This is a genomic window from Pseudomonas sp. DTU12.3, assembly GCF_004124275.1.
GTDB classification, from domain to species: Bacteria; Pseudomonadota; Gammaproteobacteria; order Pseudomonadales; family Pseudomonadaceae; genus Aquipseudomonas; species Aquipseudomonas helmanticensis.
The window spans coordinates 4,345,792-4,360,179 of record NZ_CP027218.1; the positions used below are offsets into that span (position 1 = coordinate 4,345,792).

Annotated in this window: 13 protein-coding genes and 5 tRNA genes; 7 read left to right on the forward strand and 11 right to left on the reverse strand. The window is 59.0% G+C overall.

All coding sequences use genetic code 11. The features are described 5' to 3' along the window. Window positions 1-33: 33 nt before the first annotated feature. The 8 genes from C2E19_RS19790 to gltX all read right to left on the reverse strand — a co-directional run bounded on the left by C2E19_RS19790 (window position 34) and on the right by gltX (window position 4,357). On the reverse strand, window positions 34-471 hold the full coding sequence (locus C2E19_RS19790; protein ID WP_129394720.1) for a thioesterase family protein: 438 nt from the start codon (window positions 469-471) through the stop codon (window positions 34-36). Between the two features lie 46 nt (window positions 472-517). Next, a complete protein-coding gene (locus C2E19_RS19795; RefSeq protein ID WP_129394721.1) occupies window positions 518-1,351 on the reverse strand; it encodes an alpha/beta fold hydrolase in 834 nt (277 codons plus the stop codon). Window positions 1,352-1,381: 30 nt separating this feature from the next. Beyond that, on the reverse strand, window positions 1,382-1,921 hold the full coding sequence (locus tag C2E19_RS19800) for a TetR/AcrR family transcriptional regulator (protein ID WP_129394722.1): 540 nt from the start codon (window positions 1,919-1,921) through the stop codon (window positions 1,382-1,384). 181 nt (window positions 1,922-2,102) lie between these two features. Then, window positions 2,103-2,178, reverse strand: a tRNA-Glu gene (locus C2E19_RS19805). A gap of 80 nt (window positions 2,179-2,258) precedes the next feature. Beyond that, window positions 2,259-2,334 (reverse strand) — tRNA-Ala (locus C2E19_RS19810). A 53-nt stretch (window positions 2,335-2,387) separates the two neighbouring features. Next, window positions 2,388-2,463, reverse strand: a tRNA-Glu gene (locus C2E19_RS19815). Window positions 2,464-2,543: 80 nt separating this feature from the next. Continuing rightward, window positions 2,544-2,619: transfer RNA gene (locus C2E19_RS19820), tRNA-Ala, on the reverse strand. Between the two features lie 256 nt (window positions 2,620-2,875). Next, a complete protein-coding gene (gene gltX / locus C2E19_RS19830; protein WP_129394723.1) occupies window positions 2,876-4,357 on the reverse strand; it encodes a glutamate--tRNA ligase in 1,482 nt (493 codons plus the stop codon). A 228-nt stretch (window positions 4,358-4,585) separates the two neighbouring features. On the opposite strand from gltX, the gene C2E19_RS19835 reads away from it, so the two are divergent. After that, window positions 4,586-5,635, forward strand: a complete 1,050-nt coding sequence (locus C2E19_RS19835) for an HlyD family secretion protein (RefSeq protein WP_129394724.1) — start codon at window positions 4,586-4,588, stop codon at window positions 5,633-5,635. 49 nt (window positions 5,636-5,684) lie between these two features. Then, window positions 5,685-7,175, forward strand: coding sequence for an MDR family MFS transporter (locus tag C2E19_RS19840; protein ID WP_174823974.1), 1,491 nt, complete (start codon window positions 5,685-5,687; stop codon window positions 7,173-7,175). Window positions 7,176-7,288: 113 nt separating this feature from the next. Here the strand turns inward: C2E19_RS19840 and uvrB are convergent, their stop codons facing one another. After that, window positions 7,289-9,304, reverse strand: a complete 2,016-nt coding sequence (gene uvrB / locus C2E19_RS19845; protein WP_129394726.1) for an excinuclease ABC subunit UvrB — start codon at window positions 9,302-9,304, stop codon at window positions 7,289-7,291. Window positions 9,305-9,641: 337 nt separating this feature from the next. On the opposite strand from uvrB, the gene C2E19_RS19850 reads away from it, so the two are divergent. Both C2E19_RS19850 and C2E19_RS19860 read left to right on the forward strand, forming a co-directional pair. Continuing rightward, window positions 9,642-10,838, forward strand: a complete 1,197-nt coding sequence (locus C2E19_RS19850) for an amino acid aminotransferase (RefSeq protein ID WP_129394727.1) — start codon at window positions 9,642-9,644, stop codon at window positions 10,836-10,838. 225 nt (window positions 10,839-11,063) lie between these two features. Then, window positions 11,064-11,264, forward strand: coding sequence for a hypothetical protein (locus C2E19_RS19860; protein WP_102358660.1), 201 nt, complete (start codon window positions 11,064-11,066; stop codon window positions 11,262-11,264). Here the strand turns inward: C2E19_RS19860 and C2E19_RS19865 are convergent. Next, window positions 11,261-11,491, reverse strand: coding sequence for a hypothetical protein (locus C2E19_RS19865; RefSeq protein WP_129394728.1), 231 nt, complete (start codon window positions 11,489-11,491; stop codon window positions 11,261-11,263). The two genes, C2E19_RS19860 and C2E19_RS19865, sit on opposite strands and share 4 nt — an antisense overlap. Window positions 11,492-11,710: 219 nt before the next feature. Between C2E19_RS19865 and C2E19_RS19870 the strand changes: the two genes are divergently transcribed. Then, window positions 11,711-11,786, forward strand: a tRNA-Asn gene (locus C2E19_RS19870). Between the two features lie 203 nt (window positions 11,787-11,989). Here C2E19_RS19870 and C2E19_RS19875 read toward each other — a convergent pair. Continuing rightward, complete coding sequence (locus C2E19_RS19875) at window positions 11,990-13,513, reverse strand: nucleobase:cation symporter-2 family protein (RefSeq protein WP_129394729.1); 1,524 nt, start codon at window positions 13,511-13,513, stop codon at window positions 11,990-11,992. Between the two features lie 254 nt (window positions 13,514-13,767). Here C2E19_RS19875 and C2E19_RS19880 point away from each other — a divergent pair, with 254 nt between their 5' ends. Next, window positions 13,768-14,052, forward strand: coding sequence for a BrnT family toxin (locus C2E19_RS19880; RefSeq protein WP_129394730.1), 285 nt, complete (start codon window positions 13,768-13,770; stop codon window positions 14,050-14,052). A 3-nt stretch (window positions 14,053-14,055) separates the two neighbouring features. After that, window positions 14,056-14,385 (forward strand): BrnA antitoxin family protein, encoded by a 330-nt coding sequence (locus tag C2E19_RS19885; protein ID WP_129394731.1) that lies wholly within the window; start codon window positions 14,056-14,058, stop codon window positions 14,383-14,385. Window positions 14,386-14,388 lie beyond the last annotated feature (3 nt).

The window sequence follows — 14,388 nt, forward strand, 5'->3', positions numbered from 1 at the left end:
TCGCAGCCTGCGGCAGCTCCTACAGGGATCGGGTCAGGCGGGGATTTGGATCGCCGGGCCGTAGCCTTCAATAAACTCAGCCGGCATGCGCTTGGGCCTGCCAGTGGACAGTTCGATGCAGACGAACGTGGTCTGCGCGCGCAACAGCGTGGTGTTGTCGCTCGGACGCTTGAGCTGGAAGTGCCGGGTCATTTTCAGGCGCTGATCCCAATCGACGATCCAGGTCGCCAATTGCAGTTCGTCGCCTTCATAGGCCGCCGCCAGATAATCGATTTCATGGCGAACTACGGCCATCGCCCGGTCCAGCCGCCGATATTCGACCAGGTCCAGCCCCAGACGCTGCGAGTGGCGCCAGGCGCAGCGTTCGAGCCAGGTCACGTACACCGCGTTGTTCGCGTGGCCCAGACCGTCGATGTCTTCAGCGCCTACTTGCAGATCAATGGTAAACGGCGTTGCCCGATCCCAGCCCATGCCCCACTCCCGGTCAATGTATTCAACCGGGGCAGTGTAACGGAGCTCACGCCGATTGGCGCGCCTGAAGGCTGCGGCCGGCCAGCAGTGATAACACTCCATCAATCACACGAGGGTCGGCGAGTACGCGCTGATGACCGCCGCCTTCGAGGCGCAACAAGCGGCTGTCGAACCACGATTCGTGGATCAGTTGTGACTCTTTGACCGAGACGAAGGTGTCGTCCTCGGCATGTACGATCAGCCCGGGCATATCCAGTTGATAGTGCGCAACGTCCAGCGTGGCGGCACGCATGCCGACATCCTGCTCGACCTGACGAATGAACGCGGAGCGCGCTCGCGGCGGCATGCCCATGTAGCGGGCGAATCCGCGCAGTACACCCAGAATGCGCGCCGGCGCGGCAATACTCACGAGGGTTTCGGTGCGCAAGCCCAATTGCACGGCGAGCATGGCACTGGCGCCGCCCATGGAGTGGCCGATGACGGCTTGCAGTGGCGGTAACTCGGCCGCCGCTTCGAGCATCGCCCGAGCGAACAGCACGACATTGGCCTCACGCCCCGGCGAGCGACCGTGGGCCGGACCATCGAGTGCGACGACGGTGTAGCCGGCTTCGACCAGCGCGGTGATCAACGACGCGAATTGAGTCGGTCGGCCTTCCCAGCCGTGCATCAGCAACACGGTCGGACCTTGGCCCCAGCGCAGCGCCGACAGGCCGAAGCGCAGGGTAATCCGCTCGGAATTGGCCAACAGCGGCAATTCCCAATCGCGCAACGGCAGCGCGCGCGGCGTCATGAATACCGAACGCATTTTGCTCGCTACCCGCTTCGGTGCAATCCAGCCCAAGGTGCCATTAACGCCACGAACCCATTTCAACGTGCTCATCGCTCTCTCCTCAGGCCTGTTGCCTTCAGGTCAACGCACCGCCGACTTGGCAGCGCGCAGCAATCGATCGGATAAATCTCCCGGGCCCAGCGCTCTTGCGAGGGCCAGACCACCCACCATCAAGGCCATGTCGGCCAAAGCTTTATCGGTGTCTTCAGGGCTGGCCGCCAACTGCGCAACCATCAACTCCAGGTGTTCGTTCAGCGCGAGGCGGAACGAATCCGGCAAACGCCCCAGTTCGCCGATGGAAGCAGGAATCGGGCACGCCGCTTCGCTGGAGTCGCGGTGCTTGCGCGACAGGTAGAACGCAGCGACCAGCGCGCGGCGCTCTTCACCAGTCAGTTCGCTGTCCATGTCGGCAATCAGGTCGCGGCGGCGACCGAGCAATTGCTTGAACGCTTCAAGCATCATCGCGTCCTTGCTTTCGAAGTGCGCATAGAAGCCACCGACGGTGAGGCCGGCCGCGCCCATCACTTCGCCCACGCTAGGGTCTGCCGGGCCGCGCTGAATCAGTGCGGAGCTGGCAGCCTTGAGAATGCGTTCGCGGGTTTGAGCTTTTTTATCGTTCATCGTTGCCTCCGAATATTACGACTAGAATATTATTCGCATAATAATATTCCGCAAGTCAAGAATATGACCGCTGGTCTGAAGTACAGTGTAAGGAAAAAGGAGAGTTGGCCAAACGCCAGACAAACAAAAGGGCCATTCAATAATTGAATGACCCTTATAAATCCCGCAGAGCGGGTAATCGTGGCGTCCCCTAGGGGACTCGAACCCCTGTTACCGCCGTGAAAGGGCGGTGTCCTAGGCCACTAGACGAAGGGGACACAAACCTTCTATACAACTGATCAGTGCTGAGAGCTGATCGATTCAAGGCCGGTGTGGCCAGACCTTGAACTTGTAAAATTGGTGGAGCTTAGCGGGATCGAACCGCTGACCTCCTGCATGCCATGCAGGCGCTCTCCCAGCTGAGCTAAAGCCCCGGATTTTTCGCCTCGCGGCGGAGTGACATCTTGCAATATCACTTCTGTAAAACTGGCGTCCCCTAGGGGACTCGAACCCCTGTTACCGCCGTGAAAGGGCGGTGTCCTAGGCCACTAGACGAAGGGGACGCAAACCCTTCTATACAACTGATCAACGCTGAGTGTTGATCGCTTCAAGGCCGGTGTGGCCAGACCTCGAAGTGTAAAATTGGTGGAGCTAAACGGGATCGAACCGTTGACCTCCTGCATGCCATGCAGGCGCTCTCCCAGCTGAGCTATAGCCCCTCATCGTTGATGTCATCGCTGAGGACGGGGCGAATCTTAAGGGTGTATCGAAAGCCTGTCAAACTTATTTTTGAAAAAAATCAAAACTTTTCGTCGGCATAACAACCACTTACCGCCCTCCTCCCGAAAATCCGGGACTTGGGATAAAGCCTGCCCCTGTAGGAGCTGCCGCAGGCTGCGATCTTTTGATCTTGCTTTTAAAGATCAAGATCAAAAGATCGCAGCCTTCGGCAGCTCCTACAGGGGGGTTAAGCTATCAGGCGATGGCGGCCAGGAGCTTTTCCCACTCTTTGTTTTCTTTCTTCGACACGCCGCCCAGCAGGTCGATCGCCTGGCGCAGACGGAAACGGGTCAGGTCCGGGCCGAGGATTTCCATCGCATCGAGCACCGACACCGAACTCGCCTGACCGGTGATCGCAGCAAACATCAGCGGCATCGCGTCACGCAGTTTCAGCTCCAGCGATTCGACCACTGCCTGAATCGTCGCGGTGATGTTGTCCTTCTCCCACTGACGCAGGCTTTCCAGCTTCCACAGGATCAACTGCATCAACTGACGCACCTGATCGCCGGAGAGCTTCTTCGATTCGAACAACTTGGCATCCGGGTTGACACCACCGGCGAAGAAGAACCCGCCCAGCGGAGCAACCTGGCTGAAGGTTTCAACGCGGCCCTGCACCAGCGGTGCGATCTTCATCATGTATTCCGGGTTCAGCGCCCAGGTCTGCAAGCGGCTGGCGAACTCTTCCACCGGCAGATCACGCAGCCACTGACCGTTAAGCCACGAGAGCTTCTCGATGTCGAAGATCGGCCCGCCGAGGGACACACGCTTGAGGTCGAAGTTGTCGACCATTTCCTGCAGCGAGAACTTCTCGCGCTCGTCCGGCATCGACCAGCCCATGCGACCGAGGTAGTTGAGCATCGCTTCCGGCATGAAGCCCATGCGCTCGTAGAACGTTACCGAAGTCGGGTTCTTGCGCTTGGACAGCTTGCTCTTGTCCGGGTTACGCAGCAGCGGCATGTAGCACAGCTCCGGTTGTTCCCAGCCGAAGTATTCGTACAACAGAATCAGTTTCGGTGCCGATGGCAGCCATTCTTCGCCACGCAATACGTGGGTGATCCCCATGAGGTGGTCATCGACCACGTTGGCGAGGAAGTACGTCGGCAGGCCGTCGGTCTTCATCAGCACTTGCATGTCCATGCGATCCCACGGGATCTCGACGTCGCCACGCAACATGTCCGGCACCACGCAGACGCCTTCGCTCGGCACTTTCATGCGGATCACGTGCGGTTCGCCAGCCGCCAGACGGGCCGTGACTTCTTCTTTCGACAACAGCAGTGCGCGACCGTCGTAGCGTGGCGTTTCGCCGCGAGCCATTTGCTCGGCGCGCATCTGATCCAGCTCTTCAGCGGTGCAGAAGCATGGGAACGCGTGGCCCATTTCAACCAGTTGCTGGCAATACTTCTGGTAAATGTCGCCGCGCTCGCTCTGGCGATACGGGCCGTGCGGGCCGCCAACGTCCGGGCCTTCGCTCCAGTCGATACCCAACCAGCGCAAGGCGTCGAAGATCTGCTGTTCGGACTCGCGGGTCGAACGCAACTGGTCGGTGTCTTCGATCCGCAGGATGAACTCACCGCCATGCTGCTTGGCAAAGCAGTAGTTGAACAATGCGATGTAAGCGGTACCTACGTGGGGATCCCCGGTAGGCGATGGCGCGATGCGAGTGCGGACGGTGGTCATGGCATGTCTCGAAAAGAATGAAAAGCAAAACAATCAAGCGGCGAATGGTAACAGGCGACACCCGCCCCGCTCCAGCAGACAGGGCATTTAAGCCAAGTTTGCGTCTGTAACGCGCGTAAGCCGCAGTGAATGGCGGAATATCAACCGTGGGCATTTACCGTTTATCGGCTGTATGCGAGATTCAGCCGCTGATAACTTTCCTTACAATTCCTCGACTACAGTTTGCCCATGCCTGCCCAACTCAAGCGTCGCCTGTTGATTTTCCTGCTGCTCGTCCTGCTGATTGCCGGGGGCTTTTTCGCTCATTGGTTTTTCAAGGGACGCTTTTATGAAAGCACCGACAACGCCTATGTCCAGGGCGAAATCACCCGTGTGTCGAGCCAACTGAGCGCGCGCATCGATGAAGTGCTGGTGCAGGACAATCAACACGTCGAAAAAGGCCAGTTGCTGGTACGCCTTGAGCCGAACGATTTCCATCTGGCCGTGGACCGCGCCAATGCCGCCCTCGCCACCCGCGAAGCCGAACGCCTGCAAGCGCAAAGCAAACTCACCCAGCAATCGAGCCTGATCGCCGCCAGCGATGCGCAAGTGGCGACCACGCAAGCGACGCTGGGCCGTTCGCAAATGGATTTGTCGCGGGCGGAAACCCTGCGCAAACCCGGTTATGTCTCTGAGGAACGCGTGACCACCCTCTCCGCCGACACTCACATTGCCCGCTCGCAAGTGGCCAAGGCGCAGGCTGATGCGCAAGGTCAGCGCCAACAGGTCAACGCCTTGAACGCGGAAATCAAACGCCTCGATGCACAGATCGCCAACGCCCGCGCCGATCTCGCGCAAGCCGAACTCAACCTGACCCGCAGCGAAATCCACGCACCGATCAGCGGCCTCGTCGGCCAGCGTGCCGCGCGCAATGGCCAAGTAGTGCAGGCAGGCGCTTATCTGTTGTCGATCGTCCCGGACGAAGACATCTGGGTGCAGGCCAACTTCAAGGAAACCCAGATCGGTCACATGCAGCCCGGGCAAAAAGCCGAGCTGACCTTCGACGCCTACGGCGACACGCCGATCGAAGCGCGGGTCGACAGTCTGTTCGCCGCGTCCGGCGCACAGTTCAGCCTGCTGCCGCCAGATAACGCCACCGGCAACTTCACCAAAGTCGTGCAGCGGATTCCGGTGAAACTGACCTTCAAGGCCGACAACCCGCTGCACGGCAAAATCCGCCCGGGCATGTCCGCCACCGCCACCGTGAACATCAAAGACGCCCCGGACAATGGCCGGTGATTCGCTAATCCGCCCGATCGGCGAACCGACCCGGCGCGATTGGATCGCAGTGATGAGCGTGATGCTCGGCGCCTTCATGGCCGTGCTCGACATCCAGATCACCAACTCATCGCTCAAAGACATTCAGGGTGCGTTGTCGGCGACGCTGGAAGAAGGCTCGTGGATTTCCACCTCTTACCTGGTCGCGGAAATCATCATGATCCCGCTGACCGCGTGGCTGGTGCAGTTGCTCTCGGCGCGGCGCCTGGCGGTGTGGGTGTCGCTGGGGTTTCTGGTGTCTTCGCTGCTGTGCTCGATGGCCTGGAGCCTGGAGAGCATGATCGTCTTTCGCGCCATGCAGGGTTTCACCGGCGGCGCGCTGATCCCGCTGGCGTTCACCCTGACCCTGATCAAACTCCCTGAACACCACCGCGCCAAAGGCATGGCGATGTTTGCCATGACCGCCACTTTTGCGCCGTCCATCGGCCCGACGCTGGGCGGCTGGCTTACGGAAAACTGGGGTTGGGAATACATCTTCTACATCAACATCCCGCCGGGCCTGATCATGATCGCCGGGTTGATGTACGGGCTGGAGAAGAAAGAAGCGCACTGGGAATTGCTCAAAAGCACCGACTACACCGGCATCCTCACGCTAGGGATTGGCCTCGGCTGCTTGCAGGTATTTCTGGAAGAAGGCCATCGCAAGGACTGGCTCGAATCGAGCCTGATCGTGACGCTGGGCAGCATTGCGCTGGTGAGCCTGATCACCTTTGTGATCGTGCAGATCTCCAAACCGAATCCGCTGATCAACCTCGGCATTCTGCGTAACCGCAACTTCGGTTTATCGAGTATTTCCAGCCTGGGCATGGGTGTCGGGTTGTACGGCTCGATCTACCTGTTGCCGCTGTACCTTGCGCAGATCCAGAACTACAACGCCCTGCAGATCGGTGAAGTGATCATGTGGATGGGCGTGCCGCAGTTGTTCCTGATTCCGCTGGTGCCGAAGCTGATGAAGTTCGTCTCGCCGAAATGGCTGTGCACGCTCGGGTTCGGATTGTTTGGTCTGGCGAGTTTTTCGTCAGGGGTGCTCAACCCGGACTTCGCCGGGCCACAGTTCAATCAGATCCAGATTATTCGGGCGCTGGGGCAGCCATTGATCATGGTGACCATTTCGCTGATCGCCACGGCTTACATCCTGCCGCAGGATGCGGGCTCGGCGTCGAGCCTCTTTAATATCCTGCGTAACCTGGGCGGAGCGATCGGCATTGCCTTGCTCGCGACATTACTGGATGCGCGCACCAAGACTTATTTTGATTATTTGCGTGAAGCGGTAGTGCCGACCAATCCGCAGGTCGCTGAGCGACTGGCGTCGATGACGGATCGGTTTGGCAGTGATACGGCGGCGCTGGGCAAGTTGAGTGAGATCGTCCATCAGCAGGCGGCGATCATGGCTTACAACGATGCGTTTCACTTTGTCGGGATTGCGCTGGGGGTGAGCATGCTGGCGATATTGTTGACCAAGAAATTGCCACAAGGGTTGAAGGCTGGGGAGTCTCATTAAGACCGAGTCGCCCCATTCGCGAGCAGGCTCGCTCCCACAGGGGTTTTGTGAACGACACAGATCCAAAGTGGGAGCGAGCCTGCTCGCGAAGAGGCCCGCTCAGGCAATGAAGATCAAACAGCCAATAGGCGTTCGCGCAATTTGGCAATCTCATCGCGCATTTGCGCCGCCGCTTCAAACTCCAGATCCCGCGCCAGCTGATACATCTTCTCTTCCAGCGCACGAATGCGCTTGGTGATCTCGCTTGGCGAGCGCAATTCGGCTTCGTACTTGGCGTTCTCTTCGGCGGCCTTGGCCATGCCCTTGCGTTTCTTGCTGCGCGAGCCCGGCACGGTGGCGCCTTCCATGATGTCGGCGACATCCTTGAACACGCCTTTCGGGGTGATGCCGTTTTCCAGGTTGTAAGCGATTTGCTTGTCGCGACGACGCTCGGTCTCGCCAATCGCCCGCTCCATCGAACCGGTCATGCGATCGGCATAGAGAATCGCCCGGCCATTGAGGTTACGCGCCGCCCGGCCAATGGTCTGGATCAGCGAGCGTTCGGAACGCAGGAAACCTTCCTTGTCGGCGTCGAGAATCGCCACCAGCGACACTTCCGGCATGTCCAGACCTTCACGCAGCAGGTTGATCCCGACCAGCACATCGAACGTGCCGAGACGCAGGTCACGGATGATCTCCACGCGCTCAACGGTGTCGATGTCCGAGTGCAGATAACGCACACGCACGCCGTGGTCGGCGAGGTAATCAGTGAGGTCTTCGGCCATGCGCTTGGTCAGCGTGGTGACCAGCACGCGCTCTTCGATTGCCACGCGCTTGGAGATTTCCGACAGCAGATCGTCGACCTGCGTCAGCGCCGGGCGCACTTCAATCTGAGGGTCGACCAGACCGGTCGGACGCACCAGTTGCTCGACCACGCGCCCGGCATGTTCGGCTTCGTAGTTACCTGGTGTCGCCGAGACAAAAATGGTCTGCGGGCTGACCCCTTCCCACTCGTCAAAACGCATCGGCCGGTTATCCAGCGCCGAAGGCAGGCGGAAGCCGTATTCAACCAGGGTTTCCTTGCGCGAACGGTCGCCCTTATACATCGCGCCGACCTGCGGCACGCTGACGTGGGACTCGTCGATCACCAGCAACGCATCCGCCGGCAAGTAATCGTAAAGCGTAGGCGGCGCCGCGCCGGCCGGACGGCCGGACAGATAGCGTGAGTAGTTTTCGATGCCGTTGCAGTAACCCAGTTCGAGGATCATCTCGAGGTCAAAACGGGTGCGCTGCTCCAGACGCTGAGCCTCGACCAGCTTGTTGTTGCTGCGCAGGTATTCGAGACGCTCCTGCAATTCGACCTTGATGTGTTCGATGGCATCGAGCAGGGTTTCCCGTGGCGTCACATAGTGGCTCTTCGGGTAAAAAGTGAAACGCGGCATCTTGCGAATGACTTCGCCGGTCAGCGGGTCGAATGCGGAAATGCTTTCGACTTCGTCATCGAACAACTCGATGCGGATCGCTTCAAGATCGGATTCCGCCGGATAAATGTCGATCACATCGCCACGCACGCGGAAGGTCGCGCGGGCAAAATCCATGTCGTTGCGGGTGTATTGCAGGTCGGCCAGACGGCGCAGCAGTGCACGCTGATCGAGCTTGTCGCCGCGATCGACGTGCAGGACCATCTTCAAATAGGTTTCCGGGCTACCGAGACCGTAGATGCACGACACCGTGGTGACGATGATCGCGTCCTTGCGCTCCAGCAGCGCTTTGGTCGCGGACAAACGCATCTGCTCGATGTGGTCGTTGATCGACGCATCCTTCTCGATGAAGGTGTCGGACGACGGCACATAGGCTTCGGGCTGGTAGTAGTCGTAGTAGGAAACGAAATATTCGACGGCGTTGTTCGGGAAAAACGCCTTGAACTCGCCGTACAACTGCGCAGCGAGGGTTTTGTTCGGCGCCAGCACCAGCGTCGGGCGCTGGATCTGCGAGATGACATTGGCGATGCTGAAGGTCTTGCCCGAGCCGGTCACACCGAGCAGCGTCTGGTGCGCCAGCCCGGCTTCGATACCCTCGACCAGTTGGCGAATGGCTTCCGGCTGATCGCCGGCGGGCTCAAAGCGGGTGACGAGCTGGAATTCGGACATATACACCTCTGGGATCGCGGTACTCCGAGCAAAGCGGAGCACCACGGGGACGACCGCAAACGACCGATGTCGCGCAAGAAAAAACCTGGATTGTGCTCAATGTGGTGGCGATTGCCTCACCTTTCAAGGCAAACGTCCTACATCCGGTAAAGACTCTGACATGGCCAATCGACTAACGGTCGAGAAATAATCGGAAAAACTTACCTGAAAAGCCGATTCGCCTGTCGCCATTGCTCGCAGATGGCCTCTATACTAGCTCCCCGTTTGTGCACCGCTCTAGTGCATTCGGCTGGAGCGCCACACGTCCCTCCACTATCCATTCAGAGCCGCCGTAATAATGAGCCTGTTCTCCGCTGTCGAAATGGCACCCCGCGATCCAATCCTGGGCCTCAACGAAGCATTCAACGCCGATACCCGGACCGACAAGGTCAACCTGGGCGTGGGTGTTTACTGCAACGAAGAGGGGCGAATTCCACTTCTGCGCGCCGTTATCGAAGCCGAGACGATTCGCGTCGCTCAACACGCTTCGCGCGGTTACCTGCCGATCGATGGCATCGCTGCCTACGACCAGGCCGTGCAAAAGCTGCTGTTCGGTAACGACTCGCCGCTGATCAGCGCCGGTCGCGTCATCACCACGCAGGCCGTCGGCGGGACCGGCGCCCTGAAAATCGGTGCCGACTTCCTCAAGCAACTGCTGCCCAACGCCGTCGTCGCGATCAGCGACCCGAGCTGGGAAAACCACCGTGCGCTGTTCGAAACCGCCGGTTTCCCGGTGCAGAGCTATCGCTACTACGACGCTGCCACTCACGACGTTAACCGTGCCGGCATGCTCGAAGACCTCAACGCCCTGCCGAACGGCTCGATCGTTATCCTCCACGCTTGCTGCCACAACCCGACCGGCGTCGACCTGACCCCGGCGGACTGGAACAACGTGCTGGAAGTGGTCAAGGCCAAAGGTCACGTGCCGTTCCTCGACATGGCTTACCAGGGTTTCGGCGACGGTATCGACGAAGACGCCGCTGCCGTGCGCCTGTTCGCTGAGTCCGGCCTGACCTTCTTCGTTTCGAGCTCGTTCTCCAAGTCGTTCTCGCTGTACGGCGAGCGCGTGGGTGCGCTGTCGATCATCAGCGAATCGAAAGAAGAAAGCGCGCGCGTACTGTCGCAAGTCAAACGCGTGATCCGCACCAACTACTCCAACCCGCCGACCCACGGTGCAAGCATCGTCGCTGCGGTGTTGAACAGCCCGCAACTGCGTGCGCAGTGGGAAGCCGAGCTGGCCGAAATGCGTCTGCGCATTCGTGGCATGCGTACGCAGATGGTCGATCTGCTGGCAGAGAAAGCCCCGGGCCGCGACTTCAGCTTCGTCGGTCGTCAGCGCGGGATGTTCTCCTACTCGGGCCTGACCACTGAACAAGTGCATCGCCTGCGTAACGAGTTCGGCATCTACGCCCTGGACACCGGCCGCATCTGCGTGGCTGCACTGAACCAGAGCAACATCAAGGCTGTGACGGATGCGATCGTTCAGGTCATCTGATTTCGCTGCGTGTTGAAAAACGGGAAGCCTTGGGCTTCCCGTTTTTTATTTGTCCGAAGGAATGCAACATTCCCTCTAAACTGCACACAAATCAAAACTGTAGGAGTGAGCCTGCTCGCGATAGCGTCGGATCAGTTGACGCTTCACTGCCTGACACACCGCTATCGCGAGCAGGCTCACTCCTACAGGGTTTTGTGTACATCCGAGAATTCTGTGAGAAGCCAAATGAAGAACGACAACCTGCGCGCCGACCGTGACGATCTGGATGACTTCATCCCTCGCGCGTCGGCCAAACGCGAAAAAAGCCTGGTGCTGCAAGTTGCCGCCGGGGTGTTTCTCGGTGGCCTGGCCTTGTGGCTGGTGCAACTGGCGGCGACTGCGGCCTACGCCAAATTGCTGCTCGGCACGATCACCTTCGGCAGTTAAGCCAGTTCGCTCGCGCGCTGACTGGCCGCATCGTCATAGGCGACGTAGAGCGATTCGGCGATCTGACTCTTGATCGCCTTGGCGCTTTCAAGGCCAAGGACAAAACCTTCGGCCTTGCCGCCGGCACGGTTCAATTCTTCAGCGGTGCTGGCCTGAGTGATCGCGTCGAAGAGTTTCTCGGCGTGAGGCCCTACCCCCTTGGGCAGGCTGATTTGCGCGATGCTCATGCGAACACCTGGTTTTTGCGGGTTGTCTGGTTCATGGCGCGTACCTTTTCGGCGAATGGCCGGCAGCGCGTGTTACCACTTCCGGGCGGCCATGGTAGACCTCTGCTACGGTTCTGGTAACCGCCAATCGCTGACAAACCACCGTCTGTCCTGATGAATTGCAGTTTTTTCCACCTCGCGCTTGACTTCTCTTTTTGAATCAGTAACATACGCACCAATTCCGCAATAGCTCAGTTGGTAGAGCAAATGACTGTTAATCATTGGGTCCCTGGTTCGAGTCCAGGTTGTGGAGCCAAATAGCAAAGCCCCTGAATCGAAAGATTCAGGGGCTTTTTTGTGGGCGCCTGAAAAAGATCAGAAGATCGCAGCCTTCGGCAGCTCCTACAGGGATTGGTGATCTCATGTAGGAGCTGCCGAAGGCTGCGATCTTTTGATCTACCAACGAAAAGGGCCGATCTGTGTGTAACAGATCGGCCCTTTTCTATTCAGACACAGCGGTCAGACATGCTCGCTGCTCTTCACCTGCGCTTTCGGCGCGCCATGTCCGTGGTCGTGATCATCCGGCTCGATCACCGGCACTTCCTTGCCATCGCAGTCATGCAGTTTGCCGTCGCTGAAGTAGTCGCCTTCACGCAGCGCATCCAGATCGCGATAACGCAGGGTGCGCTCCTCCGCTGCCGCAAACACCGACTGCTGATCGGAGTTACCGGTGGTGAAGTGGTTGAACGCGAGGTTAAGCAGGATCGCCATGATCGCCGACGAGCTGATGCCCGAATGGAAAATGGTCGCGAACCAGCTCGGGAAGTGATCGTAGAAGTTCGGCGCGGCAATCGGGATCATGCCGAAACCGATCGACGTCGCCACGATGATCAGGTTGACGTTGTTGCGGTAATCAACCTTCGACAGTGTACGAATCCCACTCGCTGCAACCGTGCCGAACAGCACGATACCGGCGCCGCCGAGTACCGAAGTCGGCACTGCCGCGATGACCCGACCCATGAATGGCAGCAGGCCAAGGATCACCAGGAACACACCGCCAGTAGCAACCACGAAACGGCTCTTGATCCCGGTCACTGCCACCAGCCCGACGTTCTGGGCGAAGGCACTCTGGGTGAAAGAGCCGAAGATCGGCGCGAACATGCTCGACAGCATGTCGGCACGCAGGCCGTTGCCCAGACGCTTGGAATCAACCTTGGTGCCGATGATTTCACCGACCGCCAGGATATCCGCCGAGGTTTCCACCAGCGTCACCATGACCACGATGCACATCGACAGGATCGCGGCGAAGTGGAATGTCGGCATGCCGAAGTGGAACGGTGTCGGGAAGCCGAACATCGGGCCAGTGGTGACACTGGAGAAGTCCGCCATGCCGAGGAACACCGCCAGCACCGTACCGATTACCATGGCCAACAGGATCGACAGACGCGAGATGGTCGAGCTGCCGACCTTGCTCAGCAGCAACACCAGCACCAGCGTGACCGCCGCCAGACCGATGTTCTGCATGCTGCCGAAGTCCGGCGCGTGGCTATTGCCACCCATGGCCCAGCGTGCGGCCACCGGCATCAGCGTCAGGCCGATGGTGGTGATCACAATGCCGGTGACCAGTGGCGGGAAGAACTTGGTGATTCGCGAGAACACCGGCGTAATCAGCAAGCCGATCAATGATGCGGCAATCACCGCGCCCAGCACCGACTGGAAGCCGCCCTCCCCGCCACTGCTGACGATCGCGACCATGGTCGCTACGCCGGAGAACGACACGCCCTGTACCAGCGGCAACTGACAGCCAAAAAACGGCAGACCCAGGGTTTGCAGCAGTGTTGCCAGCCCCCCCGCAAACAATGAAGCAGCAATCAGCAAACCAATGTCTGCCGGCGACAGGCCGGCCGCCTGGCCGATGATCAGTGGCACCGCAACGATACCGCCGTACATGGTCAGAACATGTTGCAGGCCGTAAGCCATATTCGCGCCGACCCCGAGATTTTCGTCCTCGGGCCGTTGGTGTGAAACATGGGGCGTTTTCATGGTGGGGGGTTCCCTGGTTTTTGTTATGCGCACACTGTATTCAATACTCGGGACAAATGTCCATAGAGTTGTATACAACTTATCAGTCACATAATGGATAGGTAGCCACCCAACCTTCTAGCCCGCGGCTTGCATCCCCCACAAATCCGGCAACACATCCCTTCCTGCGTCTTCGCTCGCCCCCACTAGGCTGAACTGTTCATGGCGACCGACGGTACGGTCGCATCGTTTTTTATACATATAAAGTATGCATAATGAAGTCATTGGACATTCAGTACGACAAAAGCAAGAACGCAGCCAACAAACTCAAGCACAAAGGCGTCAGCCTCGCCGAGACCGAACCGGTCTTTCACGACGAACGAGCACTGACGATCGAGGACAACGATCACGATGAACAACGCTGGATCACCCTTGGTCTCGACGGCAAGGGACGTTTGTTGGTCGTTGCTTACAGTTATCGCGGCGCGAATGTCGTACGAATCATTTCTGCACGTATCGCCACACCGAGCGAACGTTGCGCGTATTTTCCGGAGGCTTGACCGATGAAAGATGAATATGACTTCTCCCAAGGCAAACGCGGCGCACTGGCGCCGGCCAAGGGTAAAACCCGCATCACCATCATGCTCGACGATGCCGTCATCGAGGCGGCGCGCAACGTCGCGGAAAACGAAGGTTTCGGTTATCAGACAGTGATCAACAACACGCTGCGCCAGGTGTTGCTGGAGGATGCCGGAAAGCCGGCCGATGACCCGGCCCTTTCCGGGCAGTTCAAACAAGGCATTACCGCCGCCGACCTCAAGAGCCTCGAGAAAAAACTGTCGGCGGCCGTCGGTGAGATCCGCCGCGTACTCGAGCCGGACGCAAAACCCTGACCG

Bases quoted from the DNA above. Each gene is read 5' to 3' on its own strand.
- C2E19_RS19790 (WP_129394720.1), bottom strand. From the start codon at position 471: ATGGGCTGGGATCGGGCAACGCCGTTTACCATTGATCTGCAAGTAGGC.
- C2E19_RS19795 (WP_129394721.1), bottom strand. From the start codon at position 1,351: ATGAGCACGTTGAAATGGGTTCGTGGCGTTAATGGCACCTTGGGCTGG.
- C2E19_RS19800 (WP_129394722.1), bottom strand. From the start codon at position 1,921: ATGAACGATAAAAAAGCTCAAACCCGCGAACGCATTCTCAAGGCTGCC.
- gltX (WP_129394723.1), bottom strand. From the start codon at position 4,357: ATGACCACCGTCCGCACTCGCATCGCGCCATCGCCTACCGGGGATCCC.
- C2E19_RS19835 (WP_129394724.1), top strand. From the start codon at position 4,586: ATGCCTGCCCAACTCAAGCGTCGCCTGTTGATTTTCCTGCTGCTCGTC.
- uvrB (WP_129394726.1), bottom strand. From the start codon at position 9,304: ATGTCCGAATTCCAGCTCGTCACCCGCTTTGAGCCCGCCGGCGATCAG.
- C2E19_RS19850 (WP_129394727.1), top strand. From the start codon at position 9,642: ATGAGCCTGTTCTCCGCTGTCGAAATGGCACCCCGCGATCCAATCCTG.
- C2E19_RS19860 (WP_102358660.1), top strand. From the start codon at position 11,064: ATGAAGAACGACAACCTGCGCGCCGACCGTGACGATCTGGATGACTTC.
- C2E19_RS19865 (WP_129394728.1), bottom strand. From the start codon at position 11,491: ATGAGCATCGCGCAAATCAGCCTGCCCAAGGGGGTAGGGCCTCACGCC.
- C2E19_RS19875 (WP_129394729.1), bottom strand. From the start codon at position 13,513: ATGAAAACGCCCCATGTTTCACACCAACGGCCCGAGGACGAAAATCTC.
- C2E19_RS19880 (WP_129394730.1), top strand. From the start codon at position 13,768: ATGAAGTCATTGGACATTCAGTACGACAAAAGCAAGAACGCAGCCAAC.
- C2E19_RS19885 (WP_129394731.1), top strand. From the start codon at position 14,056: ATGAAAGATGAATATGACTTCTCCCAAGGCAAACGCGGCGCACTGGCG.